This window comes from Ruminococcus sp. BSD2780120874_150323_B10 (assembly GCF_015553695.1).
Lineage (GTDB): Bacteria > Bacillota > Clostridia > Oscillospirales > Acutalibacteraceae > Ruminococcoides > Ruminococcoides intestinale_A.
Genome location: NZ_JADNHD010000006.1, coordinates 54,452 through 78,582, shown reverse-complemented (window position 1 = coordinate 78,582; position 24,131 = coordinate 54,452). Strand labels below are relative to the sequence as shown.

Sequence of the window (24,131 nt, the reverse complement as noted above, 5' to 3'; positions counted from 1 at the left end):
CAAATTTATTAAATTTTATTTATTACTTTATAAAATTACTCTGCATCAGGAAGGCTTGCAAGTTTTTCAAGGTGAGCGTACTTCTCTTCTGCAACCTTTTCAGCCTTAGCAAAGAGCTGTTCTGCTCTTTCAGGGAATGAACGGGTAAGTGAGTTATAACGAACCTCACCCATAATAAAGTCACGATAAGAAGCGCTTGGAGCCTTGCAATCGAGCATAAACGGATTCTTGCCCTCATCGGCACGGCGTGGGTCATAACGGAAGATATTCCAATAACCTGCCTCAACAGCCTTCTTCTCTTCCTGCTGAGCAATGCTCATACCGCCCTTAATACCGTGGTTGATACATGGAGCGTAGCAGATAACAAGTGATGGGCCGTTGTAGCTTTCAGCCTCTACCATAGCCTTAAGAACCTGATTATTGTCAGCACCCATTGCACACTGTGCTACATATACATAGCCGTAGCTCATAGCGATAGCGGCAAGGTCTTTCTTCTTAACAGACTTACCTGCAGCGGCAAACTGTGCAACAGAACCTACAGGAGTAGCCTTAGAAGCCTGTCCGCCTGTATTTGAGTAAACCTCTGTATCGAATACGAGGATATTTACATTTTCGCCTGATGCGATAACATGGTCAAGACCGCCGAAGCCGATATCGTAAGCCCAACCGTCACCGCCGAAGATCCACATTGACTTCTTAGCAAGTTCGTCTTTGTCGATAAGTGTCTTTTTAGCAAGCTCGCCAACCTTAGCGTCATCAACATTCTTTTCAAGCTCTGCAATAAGTGCGTCTGTTGCAGGACGGCTTGCGGTTGAATCGCAAACTGTGTCAAGGTAGTTCTGACAAGCTGTCTTTAACTCGTCGCTGTCTGTGTCTTTCTGAATATTCTGAACATACTCTACAAGTCTGTTACGGATAGCTTTCTGACCGAGAGCCATACCAAGACCAAACTCGGCGTTATCCTCAAAGAGTGAGTTCTGCCAAGCAGGACCAAAGCCCTTCTTGTTCTTTGTGTAAGGTGTTGCCGGAGCAGATGCACCCCAAATTGATGAACAGCCTGTTGCGTTAGCAATGAACATTCTGTCGCCAAAGAGCTGTGTAACGAGCTTAGCGTATGGTGTTTCACCACAACCTGCGCAAGCGCCTGAGAACTCAAGGAGTGGCTGCTTGAACTGGCTGCCCTTAACTGTTGAGAACTTGAACTTATCAGCAACTTCCTGCTTTTCGTCAAGAGTTACCGCATAATCAAATACAGCTTGCTCTGCACGCTGGCTGTCGATTGACTTCATTGTAAGAGCCTTTTCGCCCTTCTTGCCCGGACATACATTAGCACAAGCGCCGCAGCCTGTACAGTCGAGTGTTGATACAGTCATAACGAACTTGAGCTCCTTAAGACCGATCATTGGAATGCTCTTTGTGCCCTGTGGAGCAGCAGCAAGCTCGTCCTCTGTCATAGCAACAGGACGGATTACAGCGTGAGGACATACGATAGCACACTTGTTACACTGAATACAGTTGTCTGAATTCCACTCAGGAACATCAACTGCGATACCACGCTTTTCATAAGCGGCAGAACCGTTAGGAGCAGTACCGTCAACATGGTCCATAAATGCAGATACAGGGAGCTTGTTGCCCTTGTACTCATTTACAGGCTTGAGGATACCGTTTACATACTCAACGAGTGCGCCCTCGCCCGGAACTGCATCGCTTGCCTTATCGTCAGCGGCATTTGCCCAATCAGCAGGAATTTCAACCTTCTTGAGGTCTTCCATACCACGGTCAATGGCAGCGTAGTTCATATCTACGATAGCCTGACCTTTCTTCATATATGACTTCTTAGCGGCAGCCTTCATAAGCTCCTTAGCCTTTTCGGCAGGAATGATGTCTGCAATCTTAAAGAAAGCTGACTGAAGAACTGTGTTGATTCTGCCGCCAAGTCCGATTTCTTTACCGATCTTGATACCGTCGATTGTGTAGAAATTGATATTTCTTGTAGCAAGGATTCTCTTCATCTTGCCTGGGAGTCTTTCTGAAAGCTCGTCAACATCCCAAGGACAGTTGAGGAGGAATGAACCGCCTTCCTTGAGGTCGTCTACGATGTCATACTTGTCAACATATGATGGGTTATGACAAGCAACGAAGTCAGCCTTAGAAATGTAATAAGTTGATTTGATAGGCTGATTACCGAAACGCAGGTGAGAAACCGTAAGGCCGCCCGACTTCTTTGAGTCATAAGCAAAGTAGCCCTGTGCGTACATATCGGTATTGTCACCGATAATCTTGATTGAGTTCTTGTTTGCACCTACTGTACCATCGGCGCCAAGACCCCAGAACTTACATGAATGTGTACCCTTTGGAGTTGTGTCAGGGTTTTCAACGATAGGAAGTGAAAGATTTGTAACATCATCAACGATGCCGATTGTAAATCTTCTCTTAGGAGCGTCGCTCTCAGCGTTTCTGTAAACAGCAATGATGTCGGCAGGAGTTGTATCCTTAGAACCAAGACCGTATCTGCCTGTGTAAACCTTTACGCCGGCAAAGTCAGAACCGTTGATAGCAGCAAGAACATCAAGATAAAGAGGCTCACCGATTGAACCCGGCTCTTTTGTTCTGTCAAGAACAGAGATAGTTTTAACTGTCTTAGGAAGCTCGCTTAAAAGGTAATCTGCAACGAACGGTCTGTAAAGGTGAACCTTTAAAAGGCCAACCTTTTCGCCTGCTGCGTTGAGGAAGTCTACAACCTCTTCTGCACAATCACATACAGAACCCATAGCAACGATAATGTGCTCTGCGTCCTCTGCGCCATAGTAGTTAAATGGCTTGTAGTTTGTGCCGATCTTCTCGTTTACTTTGTTCATATATTCAACAACAACTTCGGGTACTGCATCGTAGTACTTGTTGCAGGCCTCTCTTGCCTGGAAGAAGATGTCGTCGTTCTGAGCTGTACCTCTTGTTACAGGGTGCTCAGGGTTAAGTGCTCTTCTGCGGAACGCTTCTACTGCGTCCCAATCAAGCATATCTGCGAGATCCGCATAATCCCACTCTTCAATCTTCTGAATCTCGTGAGAGGTTCTGAAACCGTCAAAGAAGTGGAGGAAAGGAACTCTGCCCTTGATAGCCGAAAGATGTGCAACGGCAGCAAGGTCCATACATTCCTGTGGGTTGTTTGAACAGAGCATTGCATAGCCTGTCTGACGGCAAGCATAAATATCTGAATGGTCACCGAAAATTGAAAGAGCGTGGCTTGTAAGAGCACGGGCAGATACATGAATTACGCCCGGTAAAAGCTCGCCTGCCATCTTGTACATATTCGGAATCATAAGAAGCAAGCCCTGTGAAGCTGTGTAAGTTGTGGTTAAAGCACCGGCTGCAAGCGAACCGTGAACCGCACCGGAAGCACCGCCTTCCGACTGCATTTCCGTAACCTGTACTTCTCTGCCGAAAAGGTTTTTAGTGCCCATTGCCGAGAACTTGTCGGTAAGGTCAGCCATTACGGAAGAAGGTGTGATAGGATAGATAGCAGCAACATCTGTAAACGCATAAGAAACATGAGCAACAGCGCTGTTACCGTCCATAGTTTTCATTTTTCTTGCCATTGGAATTGTCCTCCTTAAAGTATGTCAGCGACAACACCGTTTGCCGCATTTAATACAATTTTTAAAGATACATACTGTATCATAATAAATTTTAACACTTAAATGTTAATTTGTAAAGAGGTTTTCAACAATAACTCATATGTTTTCACCCGATTTTTCTAAAACTTTACCAAATATTTTAAATTTCCGCATAAAACCGAGTTTTTCGCCGATTCAGGTGATTTTTAGACAAAACAAAAGTTTGTTAATTGCCATAAAACCGTAAAATTCGTCAATAATTTTTATACGCAAAAAATTGTTATACATACATTATGCGAAAATTGTATTATTTTGGCAAGAAAACATACAACTTAACGGCTGATATTTTTGTAAATAATAGTCATTTTTATTAAAGAAATTATATTGCGATTAAAGAATTAAAATTAAATAAAAAAAGCGTATAATAGTTTGGATAATCAATTGACATAATATGACTTTATATAACTTTATAAGGCACGGAGGCAGTATGTTGAAATTAGGACTTGACATTGGCTCAACTACAATAAAATGCGTTGTTTTGGACGAAGAAAATAAAATTATATACAGCACCTACGAACGACATTATTCTCAGATAACCGAGAAAATTGCAGAAATTCTCGCAACTGTACGCAGTAAGGTAAAGGGTGTTGAAAACGCAGCCGTTGCGCTTTCCGGTTCTGCCGGTATGGGCGTTGCGGAGTCAAGCAACATTGACTTTGTGCAGGAGGTTTACGCAACAAGAGTTGCTACAAATACATTTATTCCGGGCACAGATGTTGTCATTGAACTCGGCGGTGAGGACGCAAAAATTCTGTTCCTCACAAACGGTCTTGAAGTGCGTATGAACGGTACCTGTGCCGGCGGTACGGGTGCATTCATCGACCAGATGGCAACACTGCTCAATGTTCCGCTTGAAGATCTTGACGAACTTGCAAAGCAGTACGAAAAAACATACACTATCGCATCACGCTGCGGCGTATTTGCAAAGACGGATATTCAGCCTCTTTTAAACCAAGGCGCAAGAAAGAGCGATATAGCCGAAAGTATCTTCAACGCCGTTGTAAGCCAGACTGTCGCAGGTCTTGCACAGGGACGAGAAATTGAGGGGCAGGTTGTGTACCTCGGCGGTCCTCTCACCTTTATGAGCGAGCTTAGAAACTGCTTTGACAGAACTTTAAACACAAAGGGTATATGCCCTGAAAATTCACTTTACTTTGTTGCCTGCGGTGCGGCACTTTGCGCCGAAAAAACAATTGACTTTGACAAGGTAATCGAAGAAGTAAAAAATTACCGTGGAAGCGGCAACTTTGCCTTTAACCCTCCGCTTTTCAAAGACGAAGAAGATTACAAAAAATTCTCTGACCGTCACGCAAAAGCAACCGTTCTGCAAAAGGAACTTAAAGGCTACAAAGGCAAGGCTTATGTGGGTATGGACGCAGGCTCTACCACCGTTAAGGGCGTTGTTCTCAACGACGACGGCGAACTTCTTTATTCAAAATATCTTCCGTCAAAAGGAAATCCCGTAGAGATTATCAAAGGCTTTCTTGAGGAAGTCTATGCAATCAACCCCGAAATCAACATAGTTTCTTCTGCCGTTACAGGTTACGGCGAAGAGATTATAAAGAACGCTTTTGATGTTGACTACGGCATAGTAGAAACAATTGCGCATTTCACTGCCGCAAAATATTTTATGCCCGATGTTGAATTTATCATCGACATCGGCGGTCAGGACATCAAATGCTTTAAAATTCACAACGGCGCAATCGACAACATATTCCTTAACGAGGCTTGTTCTTCCGGATGCGGCAGTTTCTTGCAGACATTCGCAAACGCTCTCGGTTACGAAATTGCCGACTTTGCAAAGCTCGGACTTTTTGCAAAGCGCCCTGTTGACCTCGGTTCGAGATGTACGGTATTTATGAACTCAAGTGTTAAACAGGCTCAAAAGGACGGCGCAACAATCGAGGATATTTCCGCAGGTCTTTCCTTAAGCGTTGTAAAGAATGCACTCTACAAAGTTATCAGAGCGTCAAGTCCTGACGAACTCGGCAAAAGAGTTGTTGTACAGGGCGGCACATTCCTTAACGACGCCGTACTCCGTGCATTTGAGCAGGAAATGGGCGTTGAGGTTGTTCGACCTAACATTGCGGGGCTTATGGGCGCATACGGTGCGGCGCTATATTCAAAAAATAAATCAAAAGGCAACGGCAAGAGTAAACTTGCAAATAAAGAGACTCTCAAAAACTTTGTTCACGATATAAAGGTAACAAACTGCGGTATGTGCAGCAACAACTGCCGACTTACAATCAACAGCTTTGGCGGCGGCAGAAGATTTATTGCAGGCAACCGTTGTGAGCGTCCGATTACAAAGAAATCGCAGTCAAACGAGCTTAATATGTACGCTGTCAAGCTGAAAATGCTTGAGGAATACAAGCCTGTTGAGGGACTTCGTGGCAAGCTCGGTATGCCTATGGCGCTCAATATGTTTGAAATGTACCCGTTCTGGTACAGATTCTTTACAGAACTTAAGTTTGAAGTATTCCACTCACCGTTCTCGACAAGAAAGATATATCAGCGCGGACAGCAGACAATTCCGAGTGATACAATTTGTTTCCCTGCAAAACTTGTGCACGGACACATTCAGACTTTGATTGACGAGGGAGCAGAAACTATTTTCTACCCTTGTATGTCATACAACTTTGACGAACACCTCGGCGATAACCACTACAACTGTCCTGTTGTTGCATATTATCCGGAAGTTATCAACAACAATATGAAAGATGTGCAGAAAATCTGCTTTATAAAGGAATACTTCGGCGTACATATGCCAAAGCATTTCCCACAAAAGGCATATGAGGCACTTTCAAAATATTTCCCCGATCTTACACTTAACGAGGTAAGAAAGGCCGCAAAACTTGCTTATGACGAACAGGATAAGTACAGAAAAAAGGTAATCGCAAAGGGCAACGAGATTATTGAAAAAGCCGAAAAAGAGGGCAAAAAGATAATGGTGCTTGCCGGCAGACCTTACCATGTAGACCCCGAAATCAACCACGGCATTGATAAACTTATTTCGAGTTTTAATGTAGCAATCGTCAGCGAAGATGTTGTATCTCCGAGGGTTGAGAAATTCCACACCAATGTACTTAACCAGTGGACATATCATTCAAGACTGTACGCTGCCGCTAAGTATGTTACAACAAGAAAGGATATGGAGCTTATACAGCTTGTTTCCTTTGGCTGCGGCGTAGATGCCATTACTACTGACGAAGTAAGAGAAATTCTTGAAAAAGAGGGCAAAATTTACACACAGATTAAAATTGACGAAATCACAAATCTTGGTGCAGTTAAAATTCGTATCCGCAGCTTGCTTGCTGCTATTGACAACGATTAACCACCGTTTGAAAGGTTGTGCTTTAAATGGCTGAACTTAAATATGACAGCAAAACAGGTCGTTTGCTTTTTACAAAAGAAATGAAAAAGGAATACACAATCCTTATGCCGAATATGGCACCTATTCATTTCAATATACTTCAGAATGTTTTTAACTACTACGGCTACAAGTCGGAACTTCTCGACACTTGCGGCCCTGAAATTGCACAGACAGGTCTTAAATATGTTCATAACGACACCTGCTACCCTGCGCTCCTTGTAATCGGACAGTTTATACACGCTTTACAGAGCGGCAAATACGATGTGCATAAAACAGCGCTTATGATTACCCAAACAGGCGGCGGCTGTCGTGCCTCAAACTATATCTTCCTGTTAAGAAAAGCGCTTAAAAAAGCAGGTTTTGAATTTGTACCCGTAATCTCGCTTTCTTTCGGTATGGAAAAGAACAGCGGTTTTTCGCTCACACTTCCGCTTATCAGAAGATTTGTCGGCGGTCTTGTTTACGGCGATCAGCTTATGCTCCTTTCTAACCAGACAAAGCCTTATGAGGTAAATAAAGGCGAAAGTATGGCGCTTGTTGCCGATTGGAGCGATAAGATTTCTAAAATGCTTATCGAGGGCAACGGCTATACGCTTGAAGAAATTGACGAAAATCTTGATAAAATCACAAAATCTTTTTCGGAAATTAAGCTTAATAAAGTGCCAAAGGTTAAAGTCGGCATCGTAGGCGAAATTTATGTAAAATATTCCAAAATGGCGAATAACGGACTTGAGGAATTTTTGGCTTCACAGGACTGCGAGGTTTGTGTGCCGGGTCTTATGGGCTTTGCTTCATTTAAGGTTGACAACCGAATTGAGGACGCCAAACTTTACGGCGGTGCAAAGATTAAATCCACATTTTGTAAAATGCTGCTTGACTACCTCACAAAACTCGAAGCACTTATGATTGAATCGGCAAAGAAATATAACTTCGTTCCGCCGCACGAATACGCTCATACAAAACAGCTTGTAAAGGGCATTATCGGATACGGCAGCAAAATGGGCGAGGGTTGGTTACTTACCGCAGAAATGCTTGAGCTTGCCGAAACAGGCTACGAAAACATTGTTTGTACACAGCCCTTCGGCTGTCTGCCGAACCACATCAACGGCAAGGGCGCTATCCGCAGAATCAAGGAAGTAAACCCGAAAGCAAACATTGTTACAATAGACTATGACCCGGGTGCGCCAAAGGTAAACCAGGAAAACAGAATCAAGCTTATGCTTGCTGTAGCAAAAGAGGAGCTTAATAAAGAGCTTGCCGAAAAACAGGACGCAGAGCAAAAATCTTAACAAAAAGCAGTCCGAGAATAAATAAATCGGACTGACTTATTTTTAGGTTCTTTATCAAAAGTCGGAGTAAATTTGATTTAGCGCACGAGTTAAGCGAAATGATTTAAAAATTTAGGTCAAACCTTTATAATTGCTTGGCAAAACAGTTTGCTGAATAATATACCCAAAAATAAAAACAGAACCTTTTTAGAAAATAAACATCAACACTTACATATAATAATGTATGACAAAATTTTAAGAGGTGAAACGAGTGAAAAAAAATAAAAACAAGGCACAAAAGGCAAAAAAGCCGCACACTTTGCTTATCAGTGTTAAGCAAAACAAGGAGCTTACCGCACTTTACTTTATACTAAGGCTTGTAATTATATTTATATTTGTTCTCAACATCATCCGTGGCAAGTACGAAAGCGCAATGACTTGCGGACTTACATTTATACTTATGTTGATTCCGTCGTTCATTGACCGCAGTCTTCACATAGAACTGCCGAGCGTGCTTGAAACCTTTATGATACTGTTTGTATTCTCGGCAAATATTCTCGGTGAAATCGGTTCATTCTATGAAAAAATACCTTTTCTCGACACAATTCTTCATACGCTGAACGGTTTTATCTGCGCAGGCGTGGGATTCGGACTTACCGATATTTTGAACCGCAGTAAAAGGGTTAAATTTAACCTTTCCCCTATCTTTGTATGCCTGTTCTCGTTCTGTTTTTCAATGACGGCAGGTACAGTTTGGGAATTTTTCGAGTTTGGTGTTGACACTTTTCTCGGCAAAGATATGCAGAAAGACACAATCGTCACAACAATCAACTCTACCCTGCTTTCGGGCAACGATACAAACGCCGTTACCCATATAAGCGGAATAGCATCTACAACCGTAAACGGCAAAGACCTCGGCATCAACGGCTACCTCGACATCGGTCTTATTGATACAATGAAAGATTTAATGGTAAACTTTGTCGGCGCAGTTGTGTTTAACGGTTTGGGATTTATCTACCTTAAAAACAGAGGCAAAAAAGCAAGTTTCCTAAATAACTTTATCCCGAAAAAAGCCGAAGATATTACAGAAGAATAAGTTTAACAATCAAAAATCCGACAGTAGTAAAAACTATTGTCGGATTTTTTGTTGTATCCTAATTATTGGTAACATTGATAAATTATGACTTATCAAACTAAGTAATAAAATGTAGCCAATTAACGTTTAGATAGCACAGGCAAATGAATTTCAATAATTCTTTCAAAATAACATAATCACTTTAATATAAATAAGTTATGTTATTTTAAAATATATCTGCCCTCTTCTTTATATATTTCTTGCTTACCGTCAACACAAAATGCTGGCCTGATGCCATTCATATTGCATGCATTCGTGCTTCCAATTTCACCTTCCGGTCCTACTGCATATACACAAGAATCATATGTAGAATCCGCACTTCTTAACCACCAACTTACAGTAAACTTTCCATTATTCGTAGTAGCAAAACGATTCTTATTATCTTTAAAATACAACAATGGCACCCCTTCAACTCCGACATGCCCATTTTTTTTATATCCAAGTTCAGTAAAAGACAACAAAAACACTTTTCTTACAATAGTTATCACGCTATCATCTATTTGATTCAAGCATCGTTCATCTAAAATCTCTATTTCCGAATCTTGAATTAAGCAACGAGTTTGAATAGGTAAATTATCAAAAAACTCTCCCATTAAGTAATTATCAATTTCGCTTTCTTCATAGTAAGCCGAATAATCACTAACTCTTCTATTCTCTGGAAGAATTTCTTTTCTTAACAAAAGTGTTTTACCATTATAATCATTAGTTAATACAATATATGGAACAAATCCTGTTTTTTCTTCAATATATATGATTGGTTCAATTTTACATTTTTCAGAATACGCCAAATCACTTATTGTATTATATTCCTCGGTTACTGTTTGTCTTTTACTACAAGCATTTAATAGAACTCCAAGAACAATTGCTAATACTACTACTTTTAATACTACTTTATACTTTTTTCTGAACACTTATGTGGCTCCTTAATTTCTCTGCTTTTTACGTCTTATTTTTGTAAATGCCATACACATCACTATACTTACCATGATTACAGCCATTAGGCTCCAAAATCCAACTGCAGATTCGTCTCCTGTTGAAACAGATTCTATCTTTTCTCCTCCATTTTCATTTGTTTCCGAACCAGAATTGTTACCTGTATTATTATCTTTTCCCGAATCAGGATTTTCTGGGTTCGCTGGATTTTCTGGTTGAATATCAACAAATGTCAGGGGCTGTGTGCTTTGAGATACTGTTTTAATTTTCAGTTTATTATTATAATATTTTTTATTGCTGAAATCTATTATAGCTTTATTACAGCGATAATGATAGCTTAGCAAAATCTCGTTACTTTTTGTATCACTTTTGTTTTTATACTCTATATAAAGCCACTTGCCCTCATGAATAGCTTTAAATATATTTCTTCCTACGCTGTTAATTACCCTCACCGCCTTTAGTTCTTATATTTCACTGAAATCATTATAGCATAAATATTTCATAAAACAACAATTTTATACTAAAAATATTAAAATTTATCCACGCAAAAATAAACACCCGACTAAAAAGCCGAGTGTCAATTTTACCGCTATTAATCATTTTACGACAGCCACGCAATGTCGGTATCGGTTGCAAGGTTATCTATGCCGTAGAGCACCAGGATATTATCGGGTTTTTCCTGCTGTGCAAGTTCTGAAATGCTGTTTTTGTAATAACGCATATCGACGAGTATTACCTCACTGTAATTTTCTGCAAGGAACGGCGCAAGACAGTGTGAAAAGCTGTCCTTTACAAGGAGAATTTTTCCTCCTGCGGCATTTGTATTCTTAATTCTTGTCATTGCATGGTTTCCGTCTATGAATACAGGGTATTTATCGTCCTCTTCAAGATGATTGTAGAAATACATTGAGTGGTAATCCTGTTTTTCGTCGCCCTCAATAATCTCTACGCTGATATTCTTTTCGGTGTTATTTTTATTGTTCCAAATTTCAATGGTATCCGGCTGTGTGAGCCAAAAACCGCTTGTTGAGTAGGTTGTGCCGTAGAAATCGTTGTACTTTTCGACCGTAAACAGGCTCTTGTCGGCAGGGGTTATTCCGAGCGACTTGCATATTTCCGTATAACCCGTATATGCACCTGTCGTTGTCCAATGATGGTCGGTTTTGTAGTAAAGCTGTGTGCCGTTTGCATAGGCATTTTTGAATGCGGAACGCAAATCCACAAAATCCGCACCGCTTTCGGTAAGCACTTTCTGTGCGTTCTCGATTTTTTCGTCATCTGTATATGTATCGTGAACCGCAGGAAGAACATCATTTGCGATGTAGCCTGTTGACGGCACAAGTGTTACCGTTACGGGAACATCGACTGATTTCGCAAAATCTGCGATTGTCTGCACATTGCTCTCAAGTGTGTCGGTATCAAGTATCGGCTTATTTATAAGGTAGCCGTTCTTACAATTATAAACACCGTCTGCGCCGTTGTTGCCGACAGAGAGATTAAAGTAAGCGTTTGCGCCTACCCATTGGGTACGCATAGGAAAATGGTCGGCAAAGTATTTTTCAAAATCAGTACCGAATTTGCCGTCAAGCACAGAATTTACCGACACTGTCGGAAATTTCTGCAAATATCTCTTTTCGCTTGAGCTGTAGTCGGCTTTCGGATTTATTAAAAACCAAATTGCAAAGCCGAATATAAAAATTATAAATACAAAGCTCGGCAGATGGCGGCAGACAGGCTTTGATGATTCCATATGTTTTGCTGAATGTTTTGCTGCATATTTCATAAAGGCTCTCCTTTCCTACCGTTAAAATCTGAAATATAGGAATGGGTTATAGCTCTGATTTACAAGTGAGGCTGTGCAAAGTATAAGCACAATTGCAACAAATGCGGTCTGAGCAAAACCGATATACTTTGTTTTCTGTACCTTTGCATAAAGCTTTGCCGCAAGCGGTGTGCTTGCAACAGCCGCCGCAATAATAAGCGGCAGGTACGAAAGTATAAGATTTAAAGCCTGCTCACCGCAAATGCCGTTGCCGAAGTTAAACAAATCTCCAAGGAATGTACCGAGCTTGCTCATATCTGTAAAGTAGAAAAGTCCCCAGCCGATAACTACTATAAACATTGTGTAGATATGCTGAATTGCCGACGGCAGTTTGTCAAGAACCTTTTTGAAAACAAATTTTTCAAAAATAAGCAAAACGCCGTAGTAAAGTCCCCATAATACAAAGTTCCATGACGCACCGTGCCAAATACCCGTAAGTCCCCATACGATAATAAGGTTAAGTATCTGTCTTTTCGCACCTTTTCTGTTGCCGCCGAGCGGAATATAAACATATTCCTTAAACCATGTTGAAAGTGAAATATGCCATCTTCTCCAAAATTCCGTAACGGATTTAGAAATGTACGGGTAGTTAAAGTTCTTAAGAAACTCAAAGCCGAGCATATTGCCGAGACCGCAAGCCATATCGGAATAGCCCGAAAAGTCAAAATAAAGCTGAAAGCTGTAGGCTATAATTCCTACCCAAGTTCCCACAACGCCGTTCTCGTCAGTGGTAGCAAACATTGCCGTGCTAAGATTACCCATCTGATTTGCAATCAAAACTTTCTTTCCAAGACCAATTATAAACAGATTTACACCCTTTGTAAACTCGTCCAAGGTTTCTTTTCTGTTTGTGAGCTGTTCGGCAACATCACGGTAACGAACGATAGGGCCTGCAATCAACTGTGGAAAAAGCGCTACATATGTACCGAAGTTAATCGGATTTTTGGATACGGGCGCATCGCCTCTGTAAACATCAATTACATAACTCATTGTCTGGAATGTATAGAAGCTGATACCGATCGGCAAAGAAATCTGCGGAGTCGGCAGATTCAGGAACGGCAGCATATTAACGGTTTCCACAATCATTCCCGTGTACTTAAACACCGCAAGTGTGCCGATGTCGATAACGCAGGTAAGTATCAGCACAAGTTTCCGCTTTTTCGGGTCATCTTTAAATTTATCTACAAGGTATCCGCCTATGTAGTTTACGGCTATGTTTATGAGCATAAGCACGATAAGTTTCGGCTCGCCCCAACCGTAGAACAAAAGGTTTATAAAGAACAGAAAAATGTTTCTGCCTTTTCTCGGCACAATGTAATATATGAGCAGAGTAAGTGGCAGATACGCAAACATAAATACAAGGCTTGAAAAAACCAATCTGTATACCCCCAAATATTCTATAAAATAAGTGCAAAATCAAGCGTTATATATCCTTTTTAACCTGACAATTCATTGCTCTGAACGCAGTATAATAATTGTCGGGATTTGCACACTATAAAATACCCTCACCGCTTTTGGTGAGGGCGATTACTGTTTATTTTACATTATTTTTATGGTACAGTCAATGAAATTAAAACAAATATAATTGCTGTCCTCGAATTTTGGCATTATCAACTAATTTCTTTAAAAGAAAACTCTCTTTTAAACTCTTTTGTTTCACTGTTTCTGACGGTTGAGCTTTTATGCTGTTCAAGGGTACTTATGAGTGCGTACATATCCACCCATATTTCGTTGTCGCTTTCCTTTTGGCTTTCGTCAAAAACAAGCTCAAGCCCTATATGAAGATGGCTTTCGGTAATTCCGTTTATGTTTTCGGTATCGCTGTAACCTGTTCTGCCCACATAGCCTATAACATCGCCTGCCGTAACCGTATCGCCCTCCTTGAGGTTCTCGGCATAGGGGCGGTTCTGCCGCAAATGCGCATAATACCAATACCTTTTATTGTCAAGCGAGCGTATGCCGATTCGCCAACCGCCGTATCTGTTCCAGCCGAGGCACTCGACCTTGCCCGATTCAACGGCTATAACGGGAGTACCGACTGCCGACATCAGGTCGTGCCCCAAATGCGGTCTTGTGTATCCGAATGTCCGCTTTGCGCCAAAGTCATCGTAATGCGAATACGGAAAGGTTTTTGCAATCGGCGAAAACCACCGCACTCCGTAGTCCTGCTTTATACTGCCGTCAGACTGTTCTTCCTCAAAGTCGCCGACCATACCGCTGAGCACCGCCGTATATACATTATAATAGTATGTATAGTATTTCATATCTTTGGTAAGTTCAGCTATCGTCTTGCCGTCTTTCAGCTTTTCGCAGAGGTTATCCATATCGCTTTGCTTGTATTTTGAAAAATCGCCGCCGTATTTTGCGCCGAGGTATGCAAGAATTTCGATATAATTTAATTTTGTATCCTCGCTCTGAGATGAAATATCGTAGCTCACAGCTTTTTGCAGTGCGTCAGCCGTAACATTGAATTCCGCATACTTAATAAAATTGTCGGTTTCCTTTCCGCCGACAATCGTCATAACCGAACAGGCAAGCACAAAAGCAGAAATAAGCAATAAAATAATCCGTTTCATATATAATCACCCGATTATATATATGAAACGGATTTCAAATTAATTTCTCATTAAATGTATTGCGGTTTCGGCTTTTTCTATAATTCTTAAATCGTTGTCATATGTGCAAAGTTTTCGTGCCTGCTGGAGGTCAACCCAGATGTAACTGTCGATTTCTTCCTCCTGAATTTTTACGCTGTCGGTAAACGCCTGTGCAAGGAAGAACACTACCCGCTTGCGAATTTTGCCGAACGGGCAATACTCGCTGATTTCTCTAAATCCCTTTGCAAGGGTAACATCAAGCCCTGTTTCCTCTTTGATTTCTCTCAAAGCGGTTTCCTGCTCGTTTTCGTCGTTTTCTATATGACCTTTCGGAAAACTCCAATATCTGCCGTTGCTGTTCTTCACAAGCAATACCTTTGTATTCTGCTTGTTGCGGTAAAAAATCACCGCACCGCAGGATTTTTCGTAAAGACAGCTTATACTCTCCACTTTTACATTACGCAAGCGGGCAAGTATTTTTTTAAGCTCCGGCTCGTAATAAATCTCTCCATACGGAGCGACTATGAATTTATCGCCCTTGAGTCCCTCAAATTTGGCAACGGCAATAACCACACCGTCAAAGTATTCTTCAACTCTGTCCTTGCGTGTAACAAGATAAGCGCTTTTGTTTGAAAAGGAATTGCCCGAAACATAGGCGGAGAAAAAACCTTTTCCGACCTTGCCAAACACATTTACTCTTACATTTTCCGCAAGCATTGCCGCTGCCTCCTTTCTTAATTCAAATAAAAATCAACAATTAATTCAGTAAGCCGTCCATACTGTCGAGCTGTACCTGAGTATTTGCACTCATAATGCCGTTGAGATAAAGAACCTCTGTAATGCCGTTCTGCTTGCAGTAGTCTGCAAGATTCTGTCCGAAATATCTGAAATCTATAATATGAACTTCGGAATAATTATTTGTAAGATACGGTGAGAATGCGTTGCCGTAGCTTTCTTTGACAACGGCAATCTTCTTGCCTGTGCCGTTTTCGGAATCGGAATGTAAAACGGTAAGCGGATTGTCGCCCATAATAAATAAACTGTATGTATTTGAACCCGCCTCCGCATACTGATAATAAGGCGAATCGTAGTTTGATGTAGTGCCGTTTGAATCCGTAATATCCATTGTAACATTATAAGGGAATGTCCAATAGCTTACGGTATCGGTTGTAAGTCCGTCATTTGTGTTTGCAAACGAACCCGTAAAGCCCTCAATTTTATTTTCCGTGCAAGTGCTTAAATCAAGAACAGCCTGATTTGTTGCCTCCGCAAACGCTGTATATGCGTAATATGCGCCAAGTCCTGTCCAGTGGTGGTCGGAATTGTAATAAACATATTCGTTGCAGTGCTCGGCAATTTTGTTGTAAGCATTTATCGGTGTTACAGAGCTGTTTAGCTTTGAATAAATCTGCTTGATGTTCTCTGCCTGTGAATCCGACGGAGCGGAGCTGTTTTTAAGTCTTTGCGGAAGTCCCATTTCCGTATGGTTGGGAACAACCATATTGTAAACCTTAATTCCGCTTAACTTCTGCTGATAGCTGTTGATTGAATCGGCATAAAGCTGTGCTCTGTATTCATCGCCGCCGAAAAGCTCATATGCGGCGCCGTTCCAGATGTAAGCGTTTGTACCCATATATCCTGTTGTGTTATCGTCCTTAATATTAGGCGTAACAAAATTAAGTGCCGCTGCGTTTGCTGCTTGTGTTGCGGGTTGAGTTGTTGCTGCCTGTGTAGGCGGTATTGTTTTATCGGAATTATTGTCAGCTTTTTTGTCCGAACCGGTACAGGCTCTGAACATTGAAGAAATTATTGTGATTATAAGTATTAATATAAGTATTCCAACACTTACAATAATAATGCGGTTTCTAAGTCTTCTGCTGAATCTTTTTCTTTTAGGCGGCTTGCGATGCACATTATTTCGATTATTAGGTACAGGCCCTCTGCCGTTTTGCGGCGGTCTGTTCATCGGCTGACGGTATTCTCTCCTGTATTGACTGCGTTGAGCCGCAACTCTGTCGTCATCAAAATAATCTAAGTTGTATTTATCTGCCATATATACACTCTCCCGTCTTAAAACAAGCAACAGATAATTAAACGCTGTTTCCTCATTATATCATTATATTAATTAAAGCATATTTTATTATACAACATCTTTAGTCTAAAAACAATACAATTTTTCATTTTTCGAGTAAATCCGCAAATGCGGCAAATATTTACATCCATAAGCAAAACAGATTTAAAAATAGAGTTGAAAGAAAAGGAAAAATACGATATAATTTAGAGTTGCAGGATGTTTTTTTCCAAGCAATTACAATGAGGTGATATTTATGTTGCTTTGCACGGATGTGGGCAATACAAATATAAAATTTGCACTTTACAAAGGTGAAAAACTGCTTATGAAGTTAAGATTTTCCACTAATCGCAGTAAAACCGCCGACGATTACGCAGTTGACCTTTATACTATATTCAGAATAAACAATGTTGATGTAAACGAAATTAACGGCTCAATAATCTCAAGCGTAGTACCCATAGTAACCGACCTGCTCGGAAAAGCTATTTTTACTGTGGCAAATGTAGAAAGTTTGGTTGTCGGACCGGGCATTAAAACAGGTCTTGACATTCGCCTTGACAACCCCGGCGCCGTAGGCTCGGACATTGTATGTATGTGCGTTGCTTTAAAAGAACAGTACCCCTGCCCGGTAATCGTAATCGGAATGGGCACTGCCACAACCATTCTTTATATGAACGAGCACAAGGCTTATTGCGGCGGAGTTATTTTGCCGGGTGTGCAGATTTCACTTGACGCACTTACCGCAAAATGCGCACTTTTGCCGTCGGTCAGTTTTTCTGCGCCGCAAAAGGCAATCGGAACAAACACTGCCGACTGTATACGCAGCGGCATAATTTACGGCAATGCCGCAATGATTGACGGCGTAATCGACCGCTTTGAAGCGGAAACGGGTCACAAATGCACTCTTGTTGCAACAGGCGGATTTGCACCGCACATTGTAAAGTTCTGCAAAAAAGACATTACCGTAAACGACGACCTTGTACTCGAGGGATTAAGACTTATATACGAAAAGAATCTGTAATTATTCGATTTTCAATAATATACAATTTTGTTTTAAACTGCATATCTGTTTGTGCACCCTTTTGAATTATTGCATCAAAAGGGTGTTTTTATTATTCCTTTTATAAATTTGTATTTGATGTTCACATCATTTTTACTAAAAAAGCAAACTCGTTAAACACATACAATTTTGTATGTGTAGAAATTTTGCTGATAAACATTTTTGTTTTTGTATAATTTTATTTATTAGTGTGGCGGTTATTTGTTTTTTGTTTCAAAAATATATACATAATTACCAAATAATAAAATTTTGCATTTTTTAATTTAACAAATATAACAAAGATTTTGTTATATTTGTACAAAATTCTCTTGTTCGCATATAAAATCGTCAAATTTACCGCATTTTAGCAGTATTGATTTTTAAGTTGTTTTCAAATATAATAGTAATGTTATATTTTGAAGAATTATCGGCTTTTATGTTGATTATTGCAGCTGCGAAAATGCATTTGCGTTTGCTGTAAAAGCTGGGAGGAGAATCATTTTAATGGAAATATCGTTTAAGGACATAACAAGAGTAATTAAGAAAAACATCGTTTTCATTTTGGTTGTATCGTGTTTATTTGCAATCATATCGGTTTTTGTAACTACATTTTTTATTCAGAAAACATACACCTCAAGCGTAAAGCTCTATGTTGAAACAAACTACAACACTTCCTCTGCTATGGAAGACAACCAGAGTGTAAACTACGCTAAAAACCTTGTTTTAACCTACATTGAGTTGCTCGATTCAAACACATTTTACAGCGAGGTTTCAAAGGAGCTCCACGAAAAATACACAGCGTCACAGCTCAAAGCTATGATTAAGTTTGAAAGCATTGAGGATACCGAGGTATTTAAGGCGATAGTTGTATCGCCAAGTCCTTATGAATCAAAAGAAATAGGCGACTCCATTGCTAAAATAGCACCTAAGATAATCGCAAATGTAAAGGACAACGCAAAACTCAAGATTGTCGATGAGGCAGATACACCGAAAGCACCTACATCACCGAATGTAACAAGAAACACAATTATTGCATTTCTCGGCGGACTTATACTTGCTCTTATCATTTCATTTGTTCGTGACTTCCTCGATGTAAAGATTAAATACAACGAAGAAATGACAACTATTCTTGATCTTCCTATTCTTGCCGCAATTCCTGACTTTGAGTATTTTTCAAATCAGAAAAATGCAAACAAATACGGCAACAGATACGGCAAATAAGTAAAGGAGTTACACAGCAATGAAAAAGAATAAAACAAAAATTGATCGTTCAATAGATACTGATGTTCTCGGCTTTCAGGTTCGTGAATCTTACAAGGCGGCAAGAACAAATATAGCTTATTCAATTCTCAAAAAAGGCTGCAAAAAGGTAGCTTTTACATCATCTACAAAGAGCGAGGGCAAAACAGTAACCTCTATCAATGTTGCGTCGGCACTTGCTCAGCAGGTTGACACCAAGGTGCTTGTAGTTGAGTGCGACCTTCGCCGTCCGAGAGTAAACACAGCACTTAAAATTGAGCCTACACCCGGTCTTACAAACTATCTTAATGACGAGTGTTCGCTTGAAGACATTATAAAGGACACTAAGATTGACAACCTCAAGGCGATTGCCTACGGCGCAATTCCTCCTAACCCGTCCGAGCTTCTTGCGAGTGAGGCTATGGCTGACCTTATCAAGACGGCTGAAAAAGAGTACGACTACATTATTTTTGATACACCGCCTGTCGGCATTGTTATTGACGCAGTTCCGATTCTCAAGGCAGCGGACGGTGTGGTAATTGTTGCAAGAAACAACTCAACTACATATCCCGAGCTTGCAAAAACCGTAGAAACAGTCGAGCGTACAGATGCAAAAATCATCGGAGTTATTCTTAACAGAGTTAAACCGCAGGAAACAAGAAAAGGCAAGGGTTACTACTCAAGATACGGCGGATATTACAGCAGTTCAACCAAAGACTAATCTTTAATACTTCAGAGCAATTTTATTTAATTACACAGGTAATTAATTGGGTATAATAAAAATTTACGGAGGATAAAACGGAAGCAATTATGGGAAAAGCAAATATTACCGACACATCGAAAGCGGCAGCATCAAACACACATTCAGTTAAGCCGAAGCCGATTTACGATTTTGTAAAGCGTGTTTTCGATATTGTATGTTCACTCATCGGTTTGATTGTTCTTTCACCTGTTTTTATCATTCTTTCCATACTTATAAAAACCACAAGCGAAGGTCCTGTTTTCTTTGCGCACAAGCGTGTCGGCAAAGGCGGCAAAACAATAAAAATCTATAAGTTCAGAAGTATGGTAACAAATGCGGAAGAACTTATAAAGCAGTTTACCCCCGAGCAAAAAGCCGAATACGAAAGAAACTTTAAGCTTGAAAACGACCCTCGAGTTACAAAAGTAGGAAAATTTATGAGAAAAACAAGTCTTGACGAACTTCCACAGCTTATTAACATTCTTAAGGGCGATATTTCTGTTGTAGGCCCTCGCCCCGTTATGGATGTTGAAACTAAAATTTACGGTAACTACCGCAATATGCTGCTCAGCGTAAAGCCGGGTCTTACAGGCTTTTGGGCGGCAAACGGCAGAAGCGCCACTACATACACACGCAGAAGAGCTATGGAAATTTACTATGTAAAGAACCGTTCCGTATTACTTGATTTAAAAATAATTTTCAAAACATTTATTTCTGTATTTAAGCGTGTAGGTGCGGTTTAAGGAGGAAAAGCAATGAAAGCTGTATTACTTGCAGGTGGCTTTGGAACAAGAATTTCCGAAGAATCGCAGTTTAAGCCAAAGCCAATGATTGAAATAGGCGGAATGCCGATTTTGTGGCATATTATGAAACTTTACTCATATTACGGAGTAAACGAATTTATTATATGCGCAGGATACAAACAGCATGTAATTAAAGAATGGTTTGCGGATTATTTTCTGCATACTTCGGACATAACATTTGATTTTACACAGGACGATAAAATAATCGTACATAACAAAAGAGCCGAACAGTGGAAGGTCACGGTCGTTGATACGGGACTTAACACAATGACAGGCGGCAGACTTAAGAGAGTGCGTGACTTTATAGGCAGCGAGCCTTTCTTTATGACATACGGTGACGGTGTGTCTGATGTCGATATTAATGCTCTTTATGAATTTCACAAGAAGAACGGCAGACTTGCCACTATGTCGGCAGTCAAACCCGAAAGCCGCTTTGGTGTGCTTGACCTTTCAAGCGAAAACGAGGTTAAGGCATTCCGTGAAAAGAGCGACATTGACTCCGGTTGGATAAACGCAGGCTTTATGGTGCTTGAGCCGCAGGTACTCGACTATGTAAAAGACGATACAATTATGTTTGAGCGTGAGCCTATGGAACAGCTTGCAAAAGAAGGTCAGATTATGTGCTGGAAACACAACGGTTTCTGGCAGTGTATGGACACTCTTCGTGACAAAGAAAAGCTCGAAAAACTCTGGAGCACAAACAAAGCGCCGTGGAAGGTATGGAAAGATTAATGCTTAATTTTTATAAAGGTAAAAGAGTATTTGTAACAGGTCACACAGGATTTAAGGGCAGTTGGCTCTGCAAAATCCTTGCAAATGCGGGCGCACAGGTTACCGGCTACTCTCTTAACCCACCTACAAACCCGAATTTATTTGAAATTGCAAATATCGAGGGCGACATTAAGTCCGTTATCGGCGATATTCGTGATTTTGATTTGCTAAAAAAGACATTTGACGAGGCACAGCCCGAAATTGTACTTCACCTTGCGGCTCAGCCGATTGTGCGTGACAGCTACAAGATGCCTGCCTATACATACGAAACAAATGTAATGGGCACTGTAAACATTCTTGAATGTGTAAGACAGTCGGACTGCGTAAAGTCATTCCTCAATGTAACAACAGACAAGGTTTACGAAAATAAGGAGTGGCAATGGGGATATCGTGAGAATGAACCGCTTGACGGCTTTGACCCGTATTCAAACAGCAAGAGCTGTTCGGAGCTTGTAACTCACAGCTACAAAAATTCGTTCTTTGCAGACGGCAGAGTGGCAATTTCGACTGCAAGAGCCGGCAATGTAATCGGCGGCGGCGATTTTGCAAACGACAGAATTATTCCAGACTGCGTTCGTGCACTTGAAAAAGGCGAAGATATAATCGTTCGTAATCCTCATTCAACAAGACCGTATCAGCATGTGCTTGAACCACTGTTTGCGTATCTTATGATTGCAAAGGCTCAGTATGAGGACATAAAATTTGCCGACTACTACAATGTAGGTCCCGACGAATGTGACTGCGTTACTACAGGCGAGCTTGTAGACCTGTTTGTAAAGTATGCGGACGGCAAGATAAAATGGATAAACAAGAGCGAGAAAAATGCCGTACACGAAGCGAATTTCTTAAAACTCGACTGCTCAAAACTCAAGGCTGTATTTGGCTGGAAACCGCATTGGCATGTAACAGAGGCCGTTGAAAAAACTGTTGAATGGTCACGCTGTTATATGGAAAAAGGCGATGTCAGAAAATGTATGGACAAACAGATTGAGGAATTTTTAGCAAGCAGAATTTAAATATATCATCAACAAAAGAGGTTTAGTGATGAAAAAGGCGATTGTAACAGGCTCAAACGGCTTTGTCGGCTCAAATGTATGCAAAAGACTTTGCGCTGACGGAGTTAAGGTTTATGCCGTTGTAAAAGATAAAAACGAAAAAATCGACAACATAGAAAAACTTGACGGTATTGAAATTGTGTACTGCGAGCTTGATGAAATTGAAACTCTCTTTGATAAAATTTCAGACAGAGATGTTGATGTTTTCTACCACTTTGCATGGGTTGGCTCAGCAGGCCCGCTCAGATGCGACGAGAACATTCAGCTGCAAAACGCACTTTGGACAGCTCGTGCGCTCAGAACAGCCGACAAAATGCAGTGCAAAAAGTTTGTAAACGCAGGTTCGATTATGGAAAAGGAAACCTATACGGCCGTTTACACACAGGAAAGCAAACCCGGCTTGCCGTACATTTACGGTGCAGGCAAGCTCATTGCCCGTTCTATCTGCAAGCCGATTGCAAACAGCCTTGACATAGACCTTTGCTGGGCGGTAATTACCAACGCTTACGGCGCAGGAGAGTTTTCGCCGAGATTTGTTAATTCAACAATTCGCAAAATTATTGCAGGCGAGCCTTTACAGTTTACAGCCGCTACACAAAATTACGATTTCATTTATATAGACGATGTTGCAAGAGCCTTTGAGGCAATCGGCGAATACGGCATCGCAAACAAAGAGTACACAATAGGCAGTGGCAACGCAAGACCACTCAAGGAGTTCATTCTCGAAATGCAGAACGAGCTTGCACCTGAAGCAAAACCGATTTTCGGTGATGTGCCGTTTACAGGTGTAAATATGCCGCTTGAGGCATTTGATACAACCGACATAGAAACAGACTGCCACTTCAAACCTGAGATTTCCTTTGCAGAGGGCACAAGGCTTACTATGGAGTGGATTAAGTCCGTAGACTAAAAATCAGGGCGAAATTTATCTTTCGCCCTTTATATTCGTAATGCAAACTGCGTTTTTCTGAAAATTATGGGTTAATTTTCAGAATAGAAACATTTTAAGGAGATTATTTATATGATTCAGAAGTTTGAATTTTGCAATACCGATTTTGAGGGTGCATATCTTATTAAACCGTTTTGCGCAACAGATGTAAGAGGCGCATTTATTAAGGATTACTCAAAAGAGGTTTTCGAGGCTAACGGTCTTGAGCACAACCTTGCGGAAGTTTTCTATACAGTATCTCACAAGGGCGTTATTCGTGCGCTCCATTTTCAGCGTGTACACGAGCAGGCAAAGCTTGTAAGATGCATTAAAGGCAAGGTTTTTGATGTTATCGTTGACCTTCGTCCCGACTCCCCTACCTTTAAAAAGTGGCAGGGTTTCTACCTTTCCGAAGAAAATATGAACGAACTTTATGTTCCCGAACATTTTGCTCATGGCTACCTTGTGCTTGAGCCGTCCGTTGTTTCATACAAGTGCGGCGAAAAATTCTACGGTGAATATGATGACGGCATTATGTACAACGACCCAGACTTTGGCGTTGAATGGCCGTTTGACGAAATCGGCGGTATTGAAAATCTTATTTTAGCCGATAAAGACAAAAATCTCCAGTCGTTTAAGGAATTTGAAGAAAAGTATCTTAAATAATGACTTAAAAATATT

General features: G+C 40.8%; 19 protein-coding genes. 11 read left to right on the top strand and 8 right to left on the bottom strand.

Annotated elements, in window-relative coordinates:
• Positions 1-35 precede the first annotated feature (35 nt).
• Entirely contained in the window at positions 36-3,596 is a 3,561-nt protein-coding gene (gene nifJ, locus I2E21_RS05445) for a pyruvate:ferredoxin (flavodoxin) oxidoreductase (protein WP_195410662.1), read from the bottom strand.
• Positions 3,597-4,101: 505 nt separating this feature from the next.
• Between nifJ and I2E21_RS05440 the strand changes: the two genes are divergently transcribed.
• From I2E21_RS05440 to I2E21_RS05430, 3 genes are all read left to right on the top strand, one after another.
• Positions 4,102-7,008, top strand: coding sequence for an acyl-CoA dehydratase activase (locus tag I2E21_RS05440; RefSeq protein ID WP_279310052.1), 2,907 nt, complete (start codon positions 4,102-4,104; stop codon positions 7,006-7,008).
• Between the two features lie 26 nt (positions 7,009-7,034).
• Positions 7,035-8,336, top strand: a complete 1,302-nt coding sequence (locus tag I2E21_RS05435) for a 2-hydroxyacyl-CoA dehydratase (protein WP_022234702.1) — start codon at positions 7,035-7,037, stop codon at positions 8,334-8,336.
• Between the two features lie 250 nt (positions 8,337-8,586).
• Positions 8,587-9,411, top strand: coding sequence for a hypothetical protein (locus tag I2E21_RS05430; protein ID WP_022234701.1), 825 nt, complete (start codon positions 8,587-8,589; stop codon positions 9,409-9,411).
• A 200-nt stretch (positions 9,412-9,611) separates the two neighbouring features.
• Here I2E21_RS05430 and I2E21_RS05425 read toward each other — a convergent pair whose 3' ends face one another.
• The 7 genes from I2E21_RS05425 to I2E21_RS05395 form a co-directional block, all read right to left on the bottom strand.
• Entirely contained in the window at positions 9,612-10,361 is a 750-nt protein-coding gene (locus I2E21_RS05425) for a DUF6273 domain-containing protein (protein ID WP_022234700.1), read from the bottom strand.
• Positions 10,362-10,373: 12 nt separating this feature from the next.
• Positions 10,374-10,835: an AAA domain-containing protein gene (locus I2E21_RS05420; RefSeq protein ID WP_186935555.1), complete on the bottom strand. Its 462-nt coding sequence runs from the start codon at positions 10,833-10,835 to the stop codon at positions 10,374-10,376.
• 149 nt (positions 10,836-10,984) lie between these two features.
• Complete coding sequence (locus tag I2E21_RS05415; protein ID WP_195410661.1) at positions 10,985-12,166, bottom strand: DHHW family protein; 1,182 nt, start codon at positions 12,164-12,166, stop codon at positions 10,985-10,987.
• 21 nt (positions 12,167-12,187) lie between these two features.
• A complete protein-coding gene (locus I2E21_RS05410; RefSeq protein WP_195410660.1) occupies positions 12,188-13,582 on the bottom strand; it encodes an MBOAT family protein in 1,395 nt (464 codons plus the stop codon).
• A 233-nt stretch (positions 13,583-13,815) separates the two neighbouring features.
• On the bottom strand, positions 13,816-14,781 hold the full coding sequence (locus tag I2E21_RS05405; protein WP_195410659.1) for a M23 family metallopeptidase: 966 nt from the start codon (positions 14,779-14,781) through the stop codon (positions 13,816-13,818).
• A gap of 39 nt (positions 14,782-14,820) precedes the next feature.
• Positions 14,821-15,519, bottom strand: a complete 699-nt coding sequence (locus tag I2E21_RS05400) for an NUDIX domain-containing protein (RefSeq protein WP_022234695.1) — start codon at positions 15,517-15,519, stop codon at positions 14,821-14,823.
• Between the two features lie 40 nt (positions 15,520-15,559).
• Positions 15,560-16,855, bottom strand: coding sequence for a DHHW family protein (locus I2E21_RS05395; protein ID WP_195410658.1), 1,296 nt, complete (start codon positions 16,853-16,855; stop codon positions 15,560-15,562).
• A 274-nt stretch (positions 16,856-17,129) separates the two neighbouring features.
• Here I2E21_RS05395 and I2E21_RS05390 point away from each other — a divergent pair, with 274 nt between their 5' ends.
• From I2E21_RS05390 to rfbC, 8 genes are all read left to right on the top strand, one after another.
• On the top strand, positions 17,130-17,894 hold the full coding sequence (locus tag I2E21_RS05390) for a type III pantothenate kinase (protein WP_022234693.1): 765 nt from the start codon (positions 17,130-17,132) through the stop codon (positions 17,892-17,894).
• 522 nt (positions 17,895-18,416) lie between these two features.
• Entirely contained in the window at positions 18,417-19,133 is a 717-nt protein-coding gene (locus I2E21_RS05385) for a Wzz/FepE/Etk N-terminal domain-containing protein (protein ID WP_195410657.1), read from the top strand.
• Between the two features lie 19 nt (positions 19,134-19,152).
• On the top strand, positions 19,153-19,872 hold the full coding sequence (locus I2E21_RS05380; protein ID WP_195410656.1) for a CpsD/CapB family tyrosine-protein kinase: 720 nt from the start codon (positions 19,153-19,155) through the stop codon (positions 19,870-19,872).
• Positions 19,873-19,961: 89 nt separating this feature from the next.
• Positions 19,962-20,636 carry a sugar transferase gene (locus I2E21_RS05375; RefSeq protein WP_195410655.1) on the top strand — a complete coding sequence of 225 codons (675 nt, stop codon included), beginning with the start codon at positions 19,962-19,964 and terminating at the stop codon, positions 20,634-20,636.
• 12 nt (positions 20,637-20,648) lie between these two features.
• Positions 20,649-21,428 (top strand): glucose-1-phosphate cytidylyltransferase, encoded by a 780-nt coding sequence (rfbF, locus tag I2E21_RS05370; RefSeq protein ID WP_195410654.1) that lies wholly within the window; start codon positions 20,649-20,651, stop codon positions 21,426-21,428.
• Positions 21,416-22,483 (top strand): CDP-glucose 4,6-dehydratase, encoded by a 1,068-nt coding sequence (rfbG, locus tag I2E21_RS05365; RefSeq protein ID WP_195410653.1) that lies wholly within the window; start codon positions 21,416-21,418, stop codon positions 22,481-22,483. Before rfbF ends, rfbG begins: the two co-directional genes overlap by 13 nt.
• Before the next feature lie 28 nt (positions 22,484-22,511).
• Positions 22,512-23,432: an NAD(P)-dependent oxidoreductase gene (locus I2E21_RS05360; RefSeq protein WP_195410652.1), complete on the top strand. Its 921-nt coding sequence runs from the start codon at positions 22,512-22,514 to the stop codon at positions 23,430-23,432.
• Between the two features lie 111 nt (positions 23,433-23,543).
• Positions 23,544-24,116 carry a dTDP-4-dehydrorhamnose 3,5-epimerase gene (gene rfbC / locus I2E21_RS05355; protein WP_117705301.1) on the top strand — a complete coding sequence of 191 codons (573 nt, stop codon included), beginning with the start codon at positions 23,544-23,546 and terminating at the stop codon, positions 24,114-24,116.
• Positions 24,117-24,131 lie beyond the last annotated feature (15 nt).